18 protein-coding genes are annotated in these 19,048 nt (G+C 39.4%); 3 read left to right on the forward strand and 15 right to left on the reverse strand.

The window, feature by feature from the left end; translation table 11 throughout:
• Nucleotides 1–27 precede the first annotated feature (27 nt).
• The 5 genes from HZ311_RS02545 to HZ311_RS02565 form a co-directional block, all read right to left on the reverse strand.
• Nucleotides 28–561, reverse strand: a complete 534-nt coding sequence (locus HZ311_RS02545) for a dihydrofolate reductase family protein (protein ID WP_023519974.1) — start codon at nt 559–561, stop codon at nt 28–30.
• A gap of 14 nt (nt 562–575) precedes the next feature.
• Nucleotides 576–1,139: a DNA-3-methyladenine glycosylase I gene (locus HZ311_RS02550; protein WP_023519975.1), complete on the reverse strand. Its 564-nt coding sequence runs from the start codon at nt 1,137–1,139 to the stop codon at nt 576–578.
• Between the two features lie 96 nt (nt 1,140–1,235).
• The gene (ffh, locus tag HZ311_RS02555) at nt 1,236–2,654 is read right to left on the reverse strand and encodes a signal recognition particle protein (protein WP_010735002.1); all 1,419 of its coding nucleotides are present in this window, start codon (nt 2,652–2,654) and stop codon (nt 1,236–1,238) included.
• A 20-nt stretch (nt 2,655–2,674) separates the two neighbouring features.
• Nucleotides 2,675–3,013 (reverse strand): putative DNA-binding protein, encoded by a 339-nt coding sequence (locus HZ311_RS02560; RefSeq protein ID WP_010735001.1) that lies wholly within the window; start codon nt 3,011–3,013, stop codon nt 2,675–2,677.
• Nucleotides 3,003–3,476 carry a 2-thiouracil desulfurase family protein gene (locus tag HZ311_RS02565; protein WP_010735000.1) on the reverse strand — a complete coding sequence of 158 codons (474 nt, stop codon included), beginning with the start codon at nt 3,474–3,476 and terminating at the stop codon, nt 3,003–3,005. The genes HZ311_RS02560 and HZ311_RS02565 overlap by 11 nt, the downstream gene beginning before the upstream one ends.
• Nucleotides 3,477–3,603: 127 nt before the next feature.
• On the opposite strand from HZ311_RS02565, the gene HZ311_RS02570 reads away from it, so the two are divergent.
• Entirely contained in the window at nt 3,604–4,308 is a 705-nt protein-coding gene (locus HZ311_RS02570) for a response regulator transcription factor (protein WP_010734999.1), read from the forward strand.
• Nucleotides 4,305–6,047, forward strand: coding sequence for a sensor histidine kinase (locus HZ311_RS02575; RefSeq protein WP_023519976.1), 1,743 nt, complete (start codon nt 4,305–4,307; stop codon nt 6,045–6,047). Before HZ311_RS02570 ends, HZ311_RS02575 begins: the two co-directional genes overlap by 4 nt.
• Nucleotides 6,048–6,147: 100 nt before the next feature.
• Here the strand turns inward: HZ311_RS02575 and HZ311_RS02580 are convergent, their stop codons facing one another.
• The 3 genes from HZ311_RS02580 to HZ311_RS02590 all read right to left on the reverse strand — a co-directional run bounded on the left by HZ311_RS02580 (nt 6,148) and on the right by HZ311_RS02590 (nt 10,322).
• Complete coding sequence (locus HZ311_RS02580) at nt 6,148–8,601, reverse strand: cation-translocating P-type ATPase (protein ID WP_178946461.1); 2,454 nt, start codon at nt 8,599–8,601, stop codon at nt 6,148–6,150.
• Between the two features lie 224 nt (nt 8,602–8,825).
• Complete coding sequence (locus HZ311_RS02585; RefSeq protein ID WP_010734996.1) at nt 8,826–9,710, reverse strand: phosphate ABC transporter substrate-binding protein PstS family protein; 885 nt, start codon at nt 9,708–9,710, stop codon at nt 8,826–8,828.
• A gap of 141 nt (nt 9,711–9,851) precedes the next feature.
• Nucleotides 9,852–10,322, reverse strand: coding sequence for a hypothetical protein (locus HZ311_RS02590; RefSeq protein WP_010734995.1), 471 nt, complete (start codon nt 10,320–10,322; stop codon nt 9,852–9,854).
• A 183-nt stretch (nt 10,323–10,505) separates the two neighbouring features.
• Between HZ311_RS02590 and HZ311_RS02595 the strand changes: the two genes are divergently transcribed.
• Nucleotides 10,506–10,886 carry a hypothetical protein gene (locus HZ311_RS02595; RefSeq protein ID WP_023519978.1) on the forward strand — a complete coding sequence of 127 codons (381 nt, stop codon included), beginning with the start codon at nt 10,506–10,508 and terminating at the stop codon, nt 10,884–10,886.
• A gap of 145 nt (nt 10,887–11,031) precedes the next feature.
• On the opposite strand, the gene HZ311_RS02600 is transcribed toward HZ311_RS02595, so the two are convergent.
• The 7 genes from HZ311_RS02600 to HZ311_RS02630 all read right to left on the reverse strand — a co-directional run bounded on the left by HZ311_RS02600 (nt 11,032) and on the right by HZ311_RS02630 (nt 19,015).
• Nucleotides 11,032–11,613 carry a hypothetical protein gene (locus HZ311_RS02600; protein ID WP_023519979.1) on the reverse strand — a complete coding sequence of 194 codons (582 nt, stop codon included), beginning with the start codon at nt 11,611–11,613 and terminating at the stop codon, nt 11,032–11,034.
• Between the two features lie 42 nt (nt 11,614–11,655).
• Nucleotides 11,656–12,978 carry a hypothetical protein gene (locus HZ311_RS02605; RefSeq protein ID WP_023519980.1) on the reverse strand — a complete coding sequence of 441 codons (1,323 nt, stop codon included), beginning with the start codon at nt 12,976–12,978 and terminating at the stop codon, nt 11,656–11,658.
• 389 nt (nt 12,979–13,367) lie between these two features.
• Nucleotides 13,368–15,431, reverse strand: a complete 2,064-nt coding sequence (gene copB / locus HZ311_RS02610) for a copper/silver-translocating P-type ATPase CopB (protein ID WP_414458098.1) — start codon at nt 15,429–15,431, stop codon at nt 13,368–13,370.
• A 127-nt stretch (nt 15,432–15,558) separates the two neighbouring features.
• A complete protein-coding gene (locus tag HZ311_RS02615; RefSeq protein ID WP_023519982.1) occupies nt 15,559–17,742 on the reverse strand; it encodes a heavy metal translocating P-type ATPase in 2,184 nt (727 codons plus the stop codon).
• Nucleotides 17,743–17,952, reverse strand: a complete 210-nt coding sequence (gene copZ, locus HZ311_RS02620) for a copper chaperone CopZ (RefSeq protein ID WP_010734989.1) — start codon at nt 17,950–17,952, stop codon at nt 17,743–17,745. It abuts the gene before it with no gap.
• A 13-nt stretch (nt 17,953–17,965) separates the two neighbouring features.
• Nucleotides 17,966–18,406 carry a CopY/TcrY family copper transport repressor gene (locus HZ311_RS02625; RefSeq protein ID WP_010734988.1) on the reverse strand — a complete coding sequence of 147 codons (441 nt, stop codon included), beginning with the start codon at nt 18,404–18,406 and terminating at the stop codon, nt 17,966–17,968.
• A 75-nt stretch (nt 18,407–18,481) separates the two neighbouring features.
• Nucleotides 18,482–19,015 carry a P-loop NTPase family protein gene (locus HZ311_RS02630; RefSeq protein WP_023519983.1) on the reverse strand — a complete coding sequence of 178 codons (534 nt, stop codon included), beginning with the start codon at nt 19,013–19,015 and terminating at the stop codon, nt 18,482–18,484.
• Nucleotides 19,016–19,048: the final 33 nt, after the last annotated feature.

A 19,048-nucleotide genomic window follows, 5' to 3' on the forward strand; every position in this document is an offset into this window, starting at 1 on the left:
TTGTTTCGTGGTTTTTTGTGTGACCTACTATTCTTTGTGCTCTTCTTTACGATAGTGTAGCTCGATGAACTCGCCAAAGCGTTTCGTGTCCACCAATTGATACCGCCGTACATAATCCCCTTCTTGAAAAAGACGAATCCCATTTCCAAGTAAAACCGGCGCAATTTGAATGTACCATTCATCGATCAGTTGCTGTTCAATGATTGGTTTGAGCAAACTGCCCCCACCAACTACCCAGATCCTTTGTTCACTTGATTCCTTCAACCCCTTGAGAAAGCTTACGGGATCTTCGTGAACGACCCTAGCATCCTCCAGCTTCAATTCTTTGTCTGTTGAAAAGACGTAATTGGTTTTTTCTGGATAGATCTTGGCTGTATCTAAATATTTTTTGGCTTCTTGATACGTTTTTCTGCCCATGATCGTTGTATCGATGGTTTGATAAAACGCATCATAGGTTGTTTTTTCCCCAGTAGGCGTATCGAAGAGCCATTGTAAGTCATCATTAGTTGTTGCTAGATAGCCATCCATACTGATTGCTCCGTAAAAAATGATCTTAGACATATTATCCTTCTCCTTTAGCGTTTGACTTCTTGGTGGCGAAAACAAGTGATCAGGTGATCGTTGATGATCCCTACCGCTTCTAAAAAGGCATAAATAGTCGTACTTCCAATAAATCTGAAGCCGCGTTTTTTCAAGTCCTTTGAGGTACGATCAGAGAGTTCACTAGTAGTTGGCACTTCACTTTGGTCTTGGTAGTTTCCGGTTACTACTTTGCCATCCACAAAAGACCAGAGATAATCCGAAAAACTGAGTCCAGTGGCTTGCATTGCCAGAACAGCTTGTGCGTTCGTTATTGCCGCTTCGATTTTTCGACGATTGCGAATGATCCCCTTGTTGTTCATCAATTCTTCGATTTTTTCTTCATCATACTTGGCAATTTTTTCGAGTTCAAACTGGTCATAAGCTTCATCAAAAGCTTGGCTCTTGTTCAAGATCGTTTGCCAGCTGAGACCTGCTTGATTGATATCAAGCATTAATTTACGGTACAGTCGTTGATCTTCATATTCAGGTACCCCCCAAATCGTATCATGGTACTCACGCATCATTTCAGTTGATTCACTCCATGGACAGCGTTTCATCGACTCACTCCTTTTAGGATTTTCAAACAATGTATGAAAAAACTCCGAAGACAAAATTAAATACGTCTTCGAAGCTTTTTTGCACTTGATTACTGTTTATTTCTTTTTCTTCTTTTTCTTTTTGTTTTTCTTCATCATGCGATTCATCGCCATTTTTCCTAGCTTACCTTTGACACCGGTACCGAACATTTGGTCCATGCCAGGAATATTCATGTCCCCTTTAGACATTTGTTGCATCATCTTACGGGATTCTTTGAATTGTTTGATCATACGATTGACTTCCACTACGCTGTTCCCTGAACCAGCAGCAATTCTGCGTCGACGGCTTGGATTCAATAGGTCTGGGTTTTCACGTTCTGCAGGTGTCATTGAATAAACCATTGCTTTTTTACGCTCAACATCTTTCGGATCAACTTTGATATTTTCGATTCCTGGCATTTGATTCATTCCTGGGATCATTTTTAATAAGTCTTCGATTGGGCCCATACCCATGACTTGATCCAATTGTTCAATGAAATCATTGAAGTCAAATGAGTTTTCACGCATTTTTTGCGCAAGCTCTTCTGCTTTTTTCTCATCATAGTCTTGTTGCGCTTTTTCGATCAGCGTCAACATATCCCCCATACCAAGGATACGACTTGCCATGCGATCTGGATGGAAGACTTCTAAGTCAGTCAGCTTTTCACCAGAACCGATGAACTTGATCGGTGCGCCTGTCACTGAACGGATTGATAGCGCCGCTCCCCCACGTGTGTCTCCATCTAATTTTGTGATGACGACCCCGGTGATCCCTAATTGTTGATTGAAGCTATCCGCAACGTTGACGGCATCTTGACCAGTCATCGCATCGACAACGAGTAAGATTTCGTTAGGTTGTGTTAAGTCTTTGATTTGTTTTAATTCATCCATCAATGTTTCATCAATGTGTAAACGACCGGCTGTATCGATCAATACGTAATCATTTTTCTTTTCTTTTGCGAGTTCCATCCCTTGACGAACGATTTCTACAGGACTCACATCTGTTCCCATATCAAAAACCGGAACATCCAATTGCTGTCCTAAAACTTTTAACTGGTCGATGGCAGCAGGACGGTACACGTCACCTGCAATCAATAAGGGACGAGCATTTTCATTTTTCTTTAAATAATTCGCTAATTTACCAGTAAACGTTGTTTTACCTGCCCCTTGCAACCCAGCCATCATGATGACAGTCGGGATTTTAGGAGATTTAGTCAATTCAACTGTTTCAGAACCCAAAGTGATCGTTAACTCTTCATCCACGATCTTTACGATTTGTTGTGCTGGAGAAAGACTATCAAGTACTTCTGCTCCAACTGCACGTTCGCGCACACGTTTCGTAAAATCTTTGACTACTTGTAAGTTGACATCGGCTTCTAATAGCGCAAGACGGATCTCGCGCATCATTTCCTTGACGTCAGCTTCAGAGACTTTTCCTTTTTTTCGTAACTTTGACATCGCCTGTTGTAGGCGTTCAGTTAAGCTTTCAAATGCCATATTTTATTCATTCCTTTTTGTTATTCTTCGATTTCTTGAATTTTTTTGATGTATCCTTGTAGCGTTTGATCTTCAGGATACTGTTCATTGATATAGTTCGTCAATTCTGTCAACAACTGTTCACGAACGACATAGTCAGAAAAAAGGTGGAGTTTTTTTTCGTAATTCTCCAAGATCTTGCTCGTTCGTTTGATATTATCATAAACTGCTTGGCGACTGACTTCATATTCTTCAGCGATTTCTCCAAGTGAGAAATCATCTGCATAATATAATTCCATATAATTCATTTGTTTCTCAGTCAACAGTGTCGAATAAAATTCAAAAAGAGCATTCATCCGATTGGTTTTCTCAATTTCCATTCAACTCACCTCGTTGATCCATCCACTCTTCTTCTGAGCAGACACTGATTTTTTGTTGGAGAAAATAGGCGGTAGCTACGCCAATGCCTTCTTTCAGACTACCAGTGAAACTACCATCATAGATAGTTGATGAGCCGCAGGAAGGACTATTTGCTTTTAAGATCAACGTTGAGATCTGCTTTTCCTTTAGCACTTGATAAGCATTGATCGCACCTTTTTTATAGGCTTCTGTGACATCTTTTCCAGAGATCGTCATGACCTTAGCCTGATGATCCCAGACATCAAACCCATCACCACCAACGATTTCTGCTGGTTCTCTTGGAATGGGCAAACCTCCTGCTACTTCTGGACAGATCACGATTGCTTGACCTTCTGTCACGAGTTTTTTTAAGGCAGGGATTGTTTGTTCCCGGCCATCATAGCGACATGACACGCCACCTAAACAAGCACTGATACCGATCATCGGACATTTTCTCCTTTAGCCGAGCAAATTGCTTTTATATTATACCATTTATTTAGCTGGTTAAATAGTCCTTGCCCCCGATTCTGTGCTAAAATAAAGGAGATGAAATTTATCAAAAGGAGAATTTATGAAAAAAGTACTAGTTGTTGATGACGAACCCTCAATTGTAACATTACTGACATTCAATCTTGAAAAAGAAGGATATAAAGTAACCAGTGCTGCAGATGGTCAAGAAGGTCTTGATCTTGCATTGGAACATTCATATGATTTCATTATTTTAGACGTGATGCTTCCTTCGATCGACGGAATCGCGATCACACAAAAACTCCGTCAAGAAAAAAATGACACACCTATATTGATCCTAACAGCTAAAGATGATCAAGTCGATCGAATCATTGGACTGGAGATCGGTGCGGATGATTATTTGACGAAACCCTTCAGCCCTCGGGAAGTCCTTGCACGGATGAAAGCCATCTTTCGTCGGATCGAACCCCGTAAAACTCAATCTGATGAGGCAGAACCAGAATACTTATCCATTGGACAAATCAAAGCCGACTTGACGAATTATCAAGTGACGATCGAGGACCAACCGATCGAACTTACGCCGAAAGAATTTGAGTTGCTTGTTTATTTCATGAAACGCAAAGATCGAGTGATCGATCGAGATACACTGTTGGATCGTATCTGGAATTTTGATTTTTCTGGACAAAGTCGTATTGTTGATGTCCACGTCAGTCATTTACGTGAAAAAATCGAGCGTGATCCGAAACATCCTAAATATTTACTGACTGTTCGGGGCTTTGGTTATAAATTCCAGGAACCAAAACGATGAAAAAACAATGGAAAAAATTCTCCGAGCGCTTATTTTTCCTCGTCTTGTTGCTTGGCTTATTTTTTGGCGGATGGCAGATCATCTCCCATTATTTCCAACAACAGATCATTGAACAGCAAGAAAGTTATTTGACTAAAAAAGCGCAGTTATTGGCTCGTCAACTAGATGTTGAGAATCCTGCTTCTGCTAGTAATAAAGCAGTTCTGGATGAATTTGTCCATCAATCCAATGAACGAGTGACGTTGATCGATCAAACTGGCACGATCATTTATGACACGGAAGAATCTTCTTTGCATGAACAAAGAAAAACACGTCCGGAAATCAAAGCGATCTTAGAAGGCAGTACGCTTGGCACTTCACTTCGTAAGAGTACGACATTGAACGAAGAATTACTTTATGTCGCCTTGCCTATCAAAGTCAATGGGAAATTAGTAGCGATCATTCGCATCGCTGAACCTACAAGTGGCTTTCTTCCTCGCACGGAAAGTTTTCGCCGTTGGGTATTTGGTTTCTTCTTAGTTTTCTTTCTTTTATTGACATTTATGATCTACTATCTGATTTACCAACGGAACCAACCACTCAAAACAGTGATTCCTGTTTTGAAAAAGATGGTCAAGAACCCGGAACAAACGGAAATCATTATGCAGACTTCTGATCAATGGGAAGAATTATACCAGACGATCAATGGCTTGAGTGAACAGATGACCAAAATGTATCGCGCCTATACGACGACGGAAGAGCAATTATACAGCTTGTTGAATGAATTGATGATCGGTGTCTTTCTGATTGACTCCAATGCGACACTGCGTCTGCTTAATCCAAAAATGCAAGTCCATCTAGGTGTGAAAGATTATCAAGAAAATCAACATTACACAGAAGTGATCCGCGAACCAAAATTGATCCAATTGATCCATCAAGTTTCTCCGACTGAACCGATCGTTCATCAAGAAGTCACGATTGCTGACGGTACGCAAACACTGGATATCAGCTTGCGTTATTTCAATAGTTCAGAGGATACTGGCCAAATTTTAGGTGTTGCTTATGATCTGACAAAAGTCAGACATTTAGAAAAAATGCAAAAAGATTTTGTCGGCAATGTCTCACATGAATTAAAAACACCTGTCACTTCTTTGATCGGGTTTACTGAGACTTTACTGGACGGTGCAAAAGAAGACCCCGACACACTGACTGAATTTCTATTGATCATGCAAAAAGATGCGATTCGTTTAGATAAGCTGATCCGAGAAATTATTCAGTTATCAAAAGACGAAGAGAGTTTACATGAAACCCAAACGATCTATATGGAGCCTTATTTCCAACAAGTGATCCAAAGCTATCAACCAATGATCCGGAAAAAACAGTTGACGATCAAATTGATTGGAGAAAATACTGCCTTTACGACACATCCTGATTTGCTTTACCCGATCATCAAAAACTTATTTGAAAATGCGATCCAATATTCAAAAGAAGAAAGTGAGATCATCATTCGCTACGAAAGCCACGATCAGCTGATTTTCTCTGTACAAGATTTTGGTATTGGTATCGATCGCGAAGATCAAGAACGCATCTTTGAACGTTTTTATCGTGTAGATAAAGCGCGTAGTCGCCATTCAGGTGGTACAGGATTAGGATTGTCGATCGTGAAAGAATACGTGAATTTACTTCATGGTACGGTGGAGATCGAGAGTCACCCTGGTATCGGCTCTACCTTTATTGTGAAGATCCCTAAAATCAATTAATCGTGAACCTGATAGGTATAAATGAAATAAGCGTCAACCTCCAAGAACATTTCTGTTTTAGGAGGTTGACGCTATCTCTTTGTACCCAACAATTCTTCGCTCATTTCTTGAAAAATGGAAATACTTTTCTCCAACGTTTTTTCGTACGTGTCGTATCGATCTTATCTAAATGCAAATATTTTTCCACGAAAAAGGTCAACTGACGAAAGATGGATTCTGCTGCGAAAAAGAGCATGACCACCATTAAGATAGACACTGGCGAAATGGCTGATATTGAAAATAGTTTATGCAAGAAGACAACAGAAAAGACGATTCCACTTGCACAAAATAGTATGATCCGTGTTCGAAATTGATTCAATGGTTGACAGATTTTATAAAGGACTAAAAAGCCAACAACGATCAGCAACATGGTAGAGGCTGTCGACGTATCGGTTTTGTTCAGATTTAAAATTGAACCACCCACGACTAAAGCGCCTACCACCATCATATCGGTCAGACCACCCGGAATGGCTTTTTCCAAGACGTTCTCAATGAATCGGCCTTTGATTCGGTTTTCATTTTCTTCCAATGCTAATAAAAAGGAAGGTAACCCGATCGTAAATAAACTGATCAATGTGATTTGTGAAGGTTCTAATGGATAAGTGAATGCAAAAAGAACAGAAAAAACAGACAATAAGAATGAAAAAATATTTTTTACTAAGAAAAGACTGGCAGAACGTTCGATATTGTTTACGACACGCCGTCCTTCGCCAACAATCTCTGGCATTTTAGAAAAATCTGATTCCAACAAGACCACTTGTGCAGCTTGCATCGTCGCTTCATTCCCTGATGCCATCGCAATGCTACAATCGGCTTCTTTCATCGCCAAGATATCATTTACCCCATCCCCAGTCATCGCCACTGTATGCTTCTCTTTTAGTAAACGAACAAATTCCTTTTTTTGTTCTGGTTTGACACGGCCAAAGACGGTATATTTTTCCATGGCTTCTGGAAATTCTTCTTCCCTTAACGAGGAGACATCCACATATTGCTCCGCGTTTGAAATACCCGCTTGTGTGGCAACATGAGAAACTGTCGTTGGGTTATCACCAGAAATCACTTTGATAGCAACATCTTGCTTCTTAAAGTAATTAAACGTCGCTTTCGCTTCTTGACGGATCGGATTAGCAATCAATAAATAACCTAACGGGATAACGGCTTCTTCCAAGTCTTCTTGTGACAGTATCCCTTGGTATTCACCGAAAACTAATACCCGATAGCCTTGATCCGTATACGCGCTAAATTCAGAAGCATAACTCGTGAACGCTTCACGTAAGACCATCTCTGGTGCTCCAAGGACATACGTTTTATCTGTAAATGTCACGCTGCTATATTTTCTCACAGAAGAAAAGGGTAAACTTGCTGTTGCCTCTCTGTCAGAATGCTTCGTGAAGTAATTTTTGATTGCTTGCATCGTTTCATTGTCAGCTTCGATTGCCTGTGCGTAGTCACCAAGTAATTCATCCAACTGATCTGCTGTTTGTTTTGCTAAAGGATTTTCAGGAATCAGCACACGTTGAACGTCCATTGAATTTTCAGTGATTGTTCCTGTTTTATCGACACATAATACATCCACTCGTGCTAACGTCTCGATACTTTTCATGTCATGAAGCAACACTTGTTGTTTCGCTAAGCGTGTCGCACTCATTGCTAGAGCAATCGTCGTGAGTAGGTACAGTCCTTCAGGAATCATACCGATCAACGCAGCTTCCATCGAAACAATACTTTCCCTCAACGTATTGCCATTGTAAAAATAGCTTTGAGAAAATAAGGTCAATCCAATGGGGATAATGATGATCCCTACCCATTTGATGATCCTATCTAACGAAGCAATCATCTCTGATTGTTCTCCAGTACCCATTTCTTTTGCCTGCATCGTTAATTTGGCAATATAAGATTCATTGCCGACTCGTGTCAACTGAACCTTCGCTTTACCCGCGACGATGAAGCTTCCCGACATTAGTTCGTCGCCGATTTCCTTATTTATCTCATCCGCTTCACCAGTCAATAGCGCTTCATTCACTTGTAGATTGCCGTCTATGATCTTTCCATCTGCGGGGATCTGGTCTCCTGTTTTTAGAATGACGAGATCATCTAGCACTAACTCTTCGATAGTTATCTTCTGTTCTTGACCATTCCGTAATACTTTGACCGTTGCGGCGTGTAACATGCTCAACTGATCTAAAATTTTCTTGGAATGGATCTCTTGATAGATTGCGATGCCCGTATTTGCCAATATGACAGGTAAAAAAGTCAAATTTTTATAGGAATTGACGACACATAATAGAATCGCTAAGACTAAAAAAATCAGATTGAAATAAGTAAAGACATTCTCCATCACGATTTGCTTGTTCGTTTTAAATGTAGGACTCGTTGCTTGATTGACAGCGCCAACACGTATTCTTTCTTGTACCTGTGTGTCTGTCAGCCCTTCATTTTTGTTAGGATCAATGCGTTCTAATTGTGCCAACATTTGCTGCATCTGTTTTTTTCGTTGTTTTTCTTTTTTATTCATAGCTAATCCCTCAACTTTTTTTCTACTCTTTAACCATACGTCATTTTGTCCAATAAATCCTCAGATATAACTGATATTCTTCTTTCAAAACTGTCATATGAAAAAAAACGAAACCGTAGAGTGGGCAATAAACTAAAAAAGCTTAGATCCTCAACGAGGAACTAAGCTTAATGATCAATGGTAGTCGTTTTGAATAAACATGTGATTGAAAGATGTATTCAATCTTATGATAAGTTACCTTCTGCGTCACGTTCAACTTTCATCATGCTGATCGGTAGGTAGCCTAAATCTTGTACTGGTCCTTCTTGAACGGCATCTGTCATCATGAAGTCTAAGAACTTCTTCACTTCTGGTTCAGGTTCGCCATTTGTATACATATGCTCATAAGACCAAATTTCCCAGCTGTTGTCTGAGACATTTTCAGGAGTTGGTTCTACACCGTTGATTTTCAACGCTTGAGTAGAATCATCTAAATAAGAGAAAGCTAAATAGCTGATCGCACCTGGTGTTTGTGAAACGATTTGACGAACTGTTCCTGATGAATCTTGTTCTTGAGATTGTATTGGTACAGCGCCATCTAATGCCCAGTATTCAAAGGTTGCACGAGTGCCGCTTCCGTTTGCACGGTTGATGACGTTGATTTCTTGATCTGCTCCGCCTAGTTCACTCCAGTTAGTGATCTTACCAGTGAAGATGTCGATCAATTGTTCTTTTGTAATATCTTCAACGCCTGTATCTTTATTTACGATTGGTGCCATTCCAACAACTGCTACACGATGGTCTACCAATTTACTTGCATCGATTCCATCTCTTTGTTCTGCAAATACATCAGAGTTTCCGATTGTTACAGCACCTGACGCTACTTGACTAAGACCTGTTCCACTTCCGCCACCTTGAACAGAAATCTGATAGTTGGGGTTATCTTGGGTAAACATTTCTTGTGCAGCATCAACTAAAGGTTGCAAAGCGGTTGAACCGACCGCTACGATTTTTACTTGATCATCTGAACTAGCCGAGTTGCTGGCTGATCCATCCGTACTTCCTGAACCAGAACCACATCCAGCTAAGATAAAACCTAATACTCCTAAAGAAAATAAAACTTTTTTCATTTATATGCCCCTTTCTTAGTTACAAATTGATTGTATCAGGGTACTGTAAATCCTAGATATTGAATATGTAAAGTTATTGTTAAGTTGTATAAATATATCGTAAAACAAAAAAACGTCCGAAAATGGACGTCCTACAAAAAACTATATCTTTTCTATAAGTAAAGATTGTTCACGGATCTCTGTATAATAGAATAGGCCGACTGCTAACGCAAAGGAAGCAATCGCTACATAAAAACAAGGTTTGATGGTCAAAAAATACATCGCAGAATAGCTTGTATCTTTTAGTCCACTTTCACTTAATCCATTCGGACCGATGATGATTCTCGGTAATATCGAGAAATAAGATGTAAAGACCAGCATAGAAGAAAACTGGATCAAATGCCAATTATACTTTTTTATAAATGTTTTTGAAACGATCAAATTCACACTGATCAAAAAATAAAAAAGGGTCAATGTCGGAAAATTTTTGGAAATAATAAAGCCACTTCCATTGATGATGCCAAGAATCTCAGCACCTTGTACCACTGCATTCACCCATGTAAAAGGCAAAAGAAAAATTGGGAAAAACCAAAGAAACAAATACAATTGTTCTAGTTTTATTCTCTTTTTCATACAAAACCTCCCAAAAGACACTCCATCTATCATAATATATTCTATTTCTCTAAAAAAACTGAGGGGAAAGACTAGTTTTTTAAGAATAAAGCAATGAGAGTTTATTCATTTTATTCAGAATATTTCTAAAAAGAATTGATTATTCATTGTTTGATTTTACAATTAAAACCAAGGAGAACTGATTTGGAGGAATGGACCTTTGCAATTATTCTACATAAAAAAACAATCTACTTATTGATGTGTGTGCCTTATTTTTATCTTGCTCTACTTTTTGATTATTATTATCATTCAGTCATCCTATTTATACTATTGATATTTTGGGCTTTTTTCCTTGGTTTTACGTTGAGACGAGCCAATCGTTTAGGAACATTGGTTCTTGGCAATCTTTGTTCTACGATCACCTCTTATTTATGTTTTGCTAAATGTACTGAATGGCATTTTTTATATCATCCTTTTCCCCCTGAACAGATCATCTTACTGCTCGCTGGTATTTACTTATTTCCACAGTTATTAGGGATCATTTGGGGTAGTATATTTGCCTATTCGCGTAAGCAAGTAAAATAAGCTTTCACTTTTTTAGATAGCAAAATAAAAGTAAAACCCCCAGAGACGGCTAGTGGTCGTTAGAGGGCTTTACTTTTATTTTTATATTCTTTTTGGCCTAGGTTCGATGTTTAGCGAAGCAATCAAGGCAACACTTCGTAGTTTTTTATATTTCATGTAAATAGATTTTTTTGATGATCAGCTTATCGAATAGTTGAGATTGACTATCTTGTTCACCGATGATCTCTGCGATCACGATTTTACCATTTGGTTTTTTCCTTAATTGGTAATTGATTTTACCCGTTTCTGTTAATTCATTGAGCATATCAACAACCCCGCCAAAACCAGTTTTCTTCGTAATGAATCCCAATGCCACCATTCGTTCATCAAGATTTTTAGCAGAGATAGATACACCTGTAACTAAATATTGTTTTAAGGCGCTAACCAATTCATCTAACGATTCAGAAGTGGATACGATGGCCGTGCGATTTTTTGTGAATGGTTCGTTTGTCCCAGTTCCATTTGTTTTTACCTCTTCTGTTTCTGTCGCAACGAGTTGGCGAAGCGTGGCTAATTCTTGCAACAACGTCTCATATTGCTCTTGGGTCAACATCACACCAGCAACTTTTTCACGATTAAAAATATATACGCCTGTTTCAGCTTTTCTAGCTTGGTCAAACACATCCATCGGCGATCTTTTCACTTCTGTAATTGAAGATGTAGGTACTTCTAGTTTCTTTAATTCCAATGGATTTTCCTCCTTTGTTTTTCCAGTCCATTATAGCATATTCTAGCGTTCGATGATTCGTTTACTCGTAAAAGTTATCTTTGTGTTGATCCAATAATCGATGTCTGATAATAGTTTTTCGATTCCAAGTGAGTCTTGATAAAAATAAGTTTTCTGATCATTAGTGAGACTAGCAGAAAAAAAATGGTCTGTGATGACAAGTTGAGCATAACTAGGTGGCTTACTCCTGGTACATACGTGGATCGATGTGCGTTTGCGATGACGTAACGTTTTATCTAAAATTGCTGCAAGTCGTCTAGCTTCTTCATGGTCATAGCGAAAAAAGAATACGATTTTAACTTCCGGTGCATACATCTCCAGATAGCCTCGTTCATTTAATAATTTCAGCAACATCCTTGCCCAATCGGTGGTTGGCTGAAACAAAGCTTGTTGCAAAGCGATACGAAACTGGTTTGATTTTTCAATAAAATTAGGGATCGTGTCTGCTAATGCTTGGTAGGCAACAGCTTCTTCATGGATAAAGCGATCATGAAGACCAATTGAATATTTTAACCACTCTTGGAATAGTACTCTTGTTATTTTCTTTTTGTTGGAACTTTCAAAATCATTCGTCAACCAAAATAATGAATCTAATTTTTCAGTAACGATCGATAATTTTTGATAGACGGAGGTTTTTTCGATCCTTTCCCACCGCTTGTCTGTGATCAAATGGCTATTCAGTCGCAGGATAGCCCGATAATTCTTTTCTTTTGTCGGAAGCTTTTGTTCAGAGCGAAAGAGTAGTTCTGGAAAAATCTCATAGAAGAACAATTGATGATTTGTAAAAATCTCAATATCTGTATGTTTGGGACGTTGGTCTAGAAGTTGGATGAATAGTTCTGAAAATGTTTGATCATGGTCTTCCTTAAAAAAAGTTGGGAACTCTTTGAGAAAACAAAAAAGTAAATATCTGATTTTTCGTTCAGAACCATAGATTTGTCGCTTTTTGTAGGAAAAAGAAAGATGATAATCCCCTAGCCATTTTTTCAATCGTTCTTGTGCGGAACGATCGTATTCGAAGGAGTATTCCCTTTGTAAAATCAGATCCCGTAATAAACAGAACGAATCCGATCGGATCAAAAATTCAAACAAAAGAAATGGCTCATTGTATGCTTGATGATAAACCAGTTGGACTTCTTTTTTGTCATACGCTAGTTCTAAGGGATAATCCTCTGATTTCAATCGCTTCAAATAACGATCGATCGTTTTGACATCGACATCCATCCTTTTTGCTAAGTCGCTTTTCTTCCATGTCAGATCTTTCATTTGGTTGATCAGTAAAAAGATATTCTGTGCATTTTTTGTTAGTAATGTTTGCCAATTCATTGCTTAACCTCACTCTATCAATAGTTTTTCCAGAGTGGTTCATCAATACTCTGAAAATGTCTCTTATATAAAGTACGCAAAGAAATATTTTTTATTTTTATTATTTTACTAATTTACAAAATTAACCAGAAATTAATCCAAAGTCTCTCGTTTGTGTAAATCATACCAACGACAAAAAAGAAGTGAGCCCTTCGTTCTCTCCCACCACCTAAAACTGGATAAACAACAGGAACAGAAGTAACTTCTTCGGAAATAAGACGCCAGCCACAAAAATTTGAAAAACAATTTTCGTGGCTGGCGCCTTATTTCTTGAGACTGAACACTTCTGTCCCGACCGCATTGACATAGTCATATTCACTCTTTATTCAATAATTATTTACTAAAAATGATCATTCTTTGATCTTCAACGTCAACGCATTCAGTGCTACAACTACGGTACTCAATGACATCAAGACAGCTCCAATCGCTGGGCTTAACAAAATCCCGATCGGCGCAAGAATCCCTGCTGCTAAAGGAATGGCAAGAATGTTGTAACCAGCTCCCCACCATAGGTTTTGGATCATTTTCTTTCTCGTTTGTTTGGCTAGATCTAAGAAATGCAAGATATCTTTTGGATCACTGTTGATCAAAACCACATCCGCTGAGTCTATCGCAATATCGGTTCCTGCTCCAATCGCCATCCCGATCGTCGCACGTGCTAAACTTGGGGCGTCGTTGATTCCGTCACCGACCATGATGACTTTTTTCCCTTGTTCCTGATAACGTTTGACGATATCTTCCTTGTCATTTGGTAAAAGTCCGCCATAATACTCTTCAATACCTAAGTATTGTGCGACCACTTCTGCTGCATGTGGATTGTCACCAGTCAACATCACCGGAGTGATATTTCTTTCTTTGAGACTTTGAATAAAGGTTTTTGCTTCTGCTTTGATGATGTCGCCTAAAGCCACTAATCCCACTAAACGATCATCGATCAATAGAAAACTGACTGTATTCCCTTGTTCTTCGTAAGGAGTTAATCGTTCCTTTGCAATTTCAAGTCCTAAACGTTTGATTTCTTTTTCGTTGACTACTTTTACATTCTTATCTGCTACTGTGCCAGTTAAGCCAACCCCTGAAAGATTTTTTTGATTCTCTGCTTGATAAGGAGAAATATTTTGTTCCTTCAAATAACGCATGATCCCAATGGCTAAAGGATGATTGGCGTTCGCTTCTAAGGCACCTAGATATTTCAATAGTTCTTCTTGAGGATAATCATCGTCTAAGCTTTCGATACCAGTGACGGTGAACTTTCCTTCCGTCAACGTACCTGTTTTATCCAGCATGATGACATCTAACTCATTGGCTTGTTCTAAGGCGCGACGACTTTTGAGCAACAACCCATTTTTAGCAGCAATCGATGTCGAACGTGCAACAACTAAAGGAATCGCCAAACCTAACGCATGAGGACAGGCAATAATGAAGACGGTGACCATCCGTTCTAAAGCAGTTGGTAAATCGGTTAAAAAGAGCCACACAACAAATGCCAATAGGCCGGCGATCAATGCGACATAAAACAACCATTTGGCTACTTTGTCAGACAAAGATTCTAGTTTTGACTTTTCACCTTGTGCTTGACGGACCATATCCATGACTTTTGCTAAATAGCTATTTTCACCAGTTCCAGTTACTTCGATCTCAATAGTACCGTCTCCATTGATCGAACCACCGATCACTGGATCAGATGTTTGCTTTTTGACCCCTCTGGATTCGCCAGTTACGGCAGATTCGTCCACGATCGTTTCACCTTTCAGGATCTTCCCATCCGTTGGCATTTTATCTCCTGCTCGAACGACTAAATGATCGCCCTCTTTGACCTCTTTTAAAGAAATTGTCTCTTCTGTCCCATCTGTTCGTAATCGTTTGACCGTTTCCGGTAATAATTCTGCTAATTTCTGTAACGCATTACTTGCATTAGAAACGGCACTCATTTCGATCCAGTGCCCTAATAGCATGATGACGATCAACGTCGCCAATTCCCAGAAGAAGTCCATCACATGAGTATGGGGATTGATGAGATTTGCGATAAAAGAATAGACACTATAAACATAGGCGACACTGATCCCCATAGCAATCAAGGTCATCATTGCTGGACTTTTTTGTTTCAATTCCATTTTAGCGCCACTTAAAAAGGGTTGTCCGCCATAGATGAACAAGATGGTCGCCAGGATCAAGACGAGCCAATCAGAGCCAGGGAAAGTCACTTGAAAGGGGAATTCCATGCCCATCATGGGAGAAAACAAGATGATCGGAATCGCTAGCAACAAGGACAACCAAAATTTTTGTTTAAAATTCCCCATGTGCATCGAATGATCCATCCCGCCGCTCATATGGTCATGATGATCCATTGAACTGTGGTCCATTGAGTGATGCTCATGTGCCATGCTCTCGTGGTTCATTTTTGTATGGTCCATACTCGTATGATCCATTTTATGGTGTGTTATGTTCGTTTGTTGCTTCATTTCATCATGATGATGCTCGTGCATCGTTTGTTTTTTTTGCTCGTTCATTTTCATTCTGTCCTTTCCTTTGTTGAACCGTTTATTTCTTCATTTTTTGGTTTAGACTTAATGAATTGAGTAACACACTGATTGAGCTAAAGGCCATCGCTCCTCCGGCAATGATTGGATTCAATAAGCCAAACGCAGCAAATGGAATGCCAATCGTGTTATAAATAAATGCCCAAAATAAGTTTTGTTTGATTTTTTTCAAGGTCACACTTGAAAGTTCGATCGTTTGTCCAATCGACGAGAGTTGACTATTCATTAACGTTACATCTGCTGTTTCCATAGCGATATCGGTGCCATTCCCCATGGCGATACCGACATTTGCTAAAGCCAAGGCGGGGGCATCATTGATACCATCACCGACCATCCCCACTTGTTTTCCTTCTTTTTGCAATTTTTCGACATATCCTGCTTTTTCATCAGGTAATACTTCAGCAAAGATGTGTTCTTTTGGAATACCAACTTCTTGTCCAATCGTCGTTGCAACTGATTGATTGTCCCCTGTGACCATATAAACTGCCAATCCTTGGGCTTGTAATTGTTGGATTGCTGATCTTGCGTGTTCTTTGATCTGATCAGCCACAGCGATCATCCCCAATACCTGTCTGTCATCTGCAAGAAACATCACGGTTTTTCCTTGTCGTTCTAATTGTAACGCTTGTTCTTGATACGCTTCAAATGAAACGTTCAGCTCCACTAGTCGTTTTCTCGTACCAATAAAATAAGATTTTCCATCTATTACCCCACTGATCCCAGCACCCGGATGTGCTTTTGCTTGAACCACAGGCAAAGTCGCGATCGCCTGTTCTTTTCCATAAGTCACAATGGCTTTGCCTAAAGGATGCTCTGAGCCTTGCTCTAATGTGGTGGCGATCGTTAACACTTCTTCGTCACCAATAACGTCTGTGACCACTGGTTTACCTTGTGTGATCGTACCAGTTTTATCTAAAAGGATCGTGTCTAGATGTGTTGCAGCTTCTAATGCCTCGCCGCCTTTGATCAAAATACCCTTTCGTGCGCCTAATCCTGTACCAACCATGATAGCAGTTGGTGTCGCTAGTCCTAACGCACAAGGACAAGCAATAACCAACACTGAAACACTATGGATCACTGCCAGTTCCCAGTTGCCACTGATGAGTCCAGTGACTATTAAGGTAAAGAAAGCAATGACTAAAACGATAGGAACAAAAATACCAGAAATCTTATCAGCAATTTTTTGGATCGGTGCTTTACTTCCTTGGGCATCTTCCACCATTTGGATGATTTGTGAGAGGACAGTTCCTTTTCCTACTTGGGTCACCGTCATTTCAAGAATCCCTGTGGAATTGATGGTTCCGCCGAAGAGTAGATCCCCCGTTTTTTTCTCAACTGGCACACTTTCTCCAGTCAACATTCCTTCATCGATCGCACTATCTCCTTTGATGACTTTCCCATCTGTTGGGATTTGTTCTCCCGGTCGGACGAGTAAAATATCCCCAATCTCTACTTCCTCGATTGGTATGGTCTTTTCTTCACCATTTTTTATGACCTGTGCTGTTTTTTTCTGAAGAGACATCAACTGCTTGATGGCATCGCCGGTTTTACTTTTGGCTGTGTGTTCCAAATATTTTCCTAACAAAATCAGTGTGATGATCATATTGCTACTTTCAAAATATAAGTCCGATGAATGTGTACTGAAAAAACCATTGTATACACTAAGCGCAAATGCGGCGGTCGTACCGATTGCCACTAACACATCCATATTGGGTGCGTTTGTTTTGATGGCATGATACGCTCCTTCATAAAAGCGCCAACCAATATAAAACTGGACAGGGGTTGCTAAAATCAGTTGGACCCATGGATCATGGAAAAAATGGACAAGCGTTCCGTGAAAGCCTAACATCATTGCAATCATCGCGATCATCATAGGAAGCGTCAAGATAGCACCTATGATGACATCTCGCTTCATCTTTGTTAAATAAGTTTGCTTTTCTTCTGCAATTTTTTGCTTATGGGCCTCATCATATAAAATCGCACCATAACCAATGGTTTCAACACTCTGGATCAGTTCTTCAATTGATACTTCCTGATAATTGATCGTCGCTTTTTCTGTTGCCAGATTAACAGTCGCAGATAATACACCGGGCTGTTCATTCAACTCTTTTTCGATTCGTGCAGCACAATTGGCACAAGTCATTCCAGTAATCACGAGTGTGTCTTTTTTAGCTGGATACTCCATTTAAATCACCTCTGCTTGATAGCCTAAATCATTGATTGCTTGACATATCGTAGATGGTTGGATCACTGTTTCATCTAATGACACAGTTCCGATCTCTTTTTTTAAGTTGACATTAATTTTTTTTACACCCGGTAGCGCATTGACCGTTTCTTCCACTCTTGCAACGCAATGTTTACAGCTCATTCCTTTGATCGTTACTTTTGTTTTCATCCCTGTTTTCCTCCTAGTTGTTTTGATGGCAATGACATTGTCCTGGAATGCAATTGCACTGGATATCTGTTACTGGCTCTTTTTTCTTTAGTTCTGCCATGATTTGGTCAATATCTGCATGTGTTAAAGTTGCTTCTGAGACAAGATCTGCAATCGTCTCGCCGATTTTCTTCGCACAAATATGTGAGAATAAATTTTCAGCAGCACTTTGCACAGTGTCCGTTTCAGACACCGCTGGGTGATAAATAAATTTTTTCCCTTCTTGTTCTGTCCAAATCGCTTCTTTTTTGACAAGTCGTCCTAATAACGTTTTGACTGTTGCTGCTTTCCAGCCCATTGATTCAGAAAGGATCTGTGTGATTTCCTGAGCTGTGGTGTCTCCTAATGTCCAGACGACACGCATGATTTCCCATTCTGAGTCACTGATTTTGATTGGCTTTTTCACTTCTTCCATATGTATCACTCTCCTCTTCGTTTACAAATGTAAACTTGAATTCTAAATACAGATTACACTTGTAAACGAAACGTGTCAACTACTTTTACTTCGCCATTGCTCTAGAAATTTTTTTTGCTGTCGTGAACCATTCAAAATGACTAATTTTCCTTCTGCTCCTTGTTCATAGATTTTTTTGATTGCTAAGGGTTCCCTTTCTTTCTTGAAACGCCAAACAAAAAGTAAAAAGTCCAAATATTCTTTGTCGAATTTTTCTATAAATTCTTCTGGAACATCTGGACGGGTACTTTTATCTAATTTTCGTTTAATCGAACGTTTGACCACACGATACATCGCGATGTGTCTCGGCAAGCGAAGTAACAGGATCAAGTCAGTTTGTTCAATTCGATCTTTTGCAATCGATAGATAATTCCCTTCGATGATCCAATCCTTGTTCTCAGCCATAAATTTTTCCTGTTCTTTTAACAACCATTGCTTAGCTGCTTTTCCATAGTCCGTTGTTAGCCACAAACGATCCAGTGCTAAAAGAGGGCTTCCTGACGTTGCTTGTAAGCTTCTTGCAAGTGTGGACTTACCTGCACCCGACTGTCCAATAATCATTATTTTCATTTTTGTCCTCCTTCGAATGGTCATCTTTTTATT

Origin of the sequence: Enterococcus mundtii, assembly GCF_013394305.1 — a bacterium.
Lineage (GTDB): Bacteria > Bacillota > Bacilli > Lactobacillales > Enterococcaceae > Enterococcus_B > Enterococcus_B pernyi.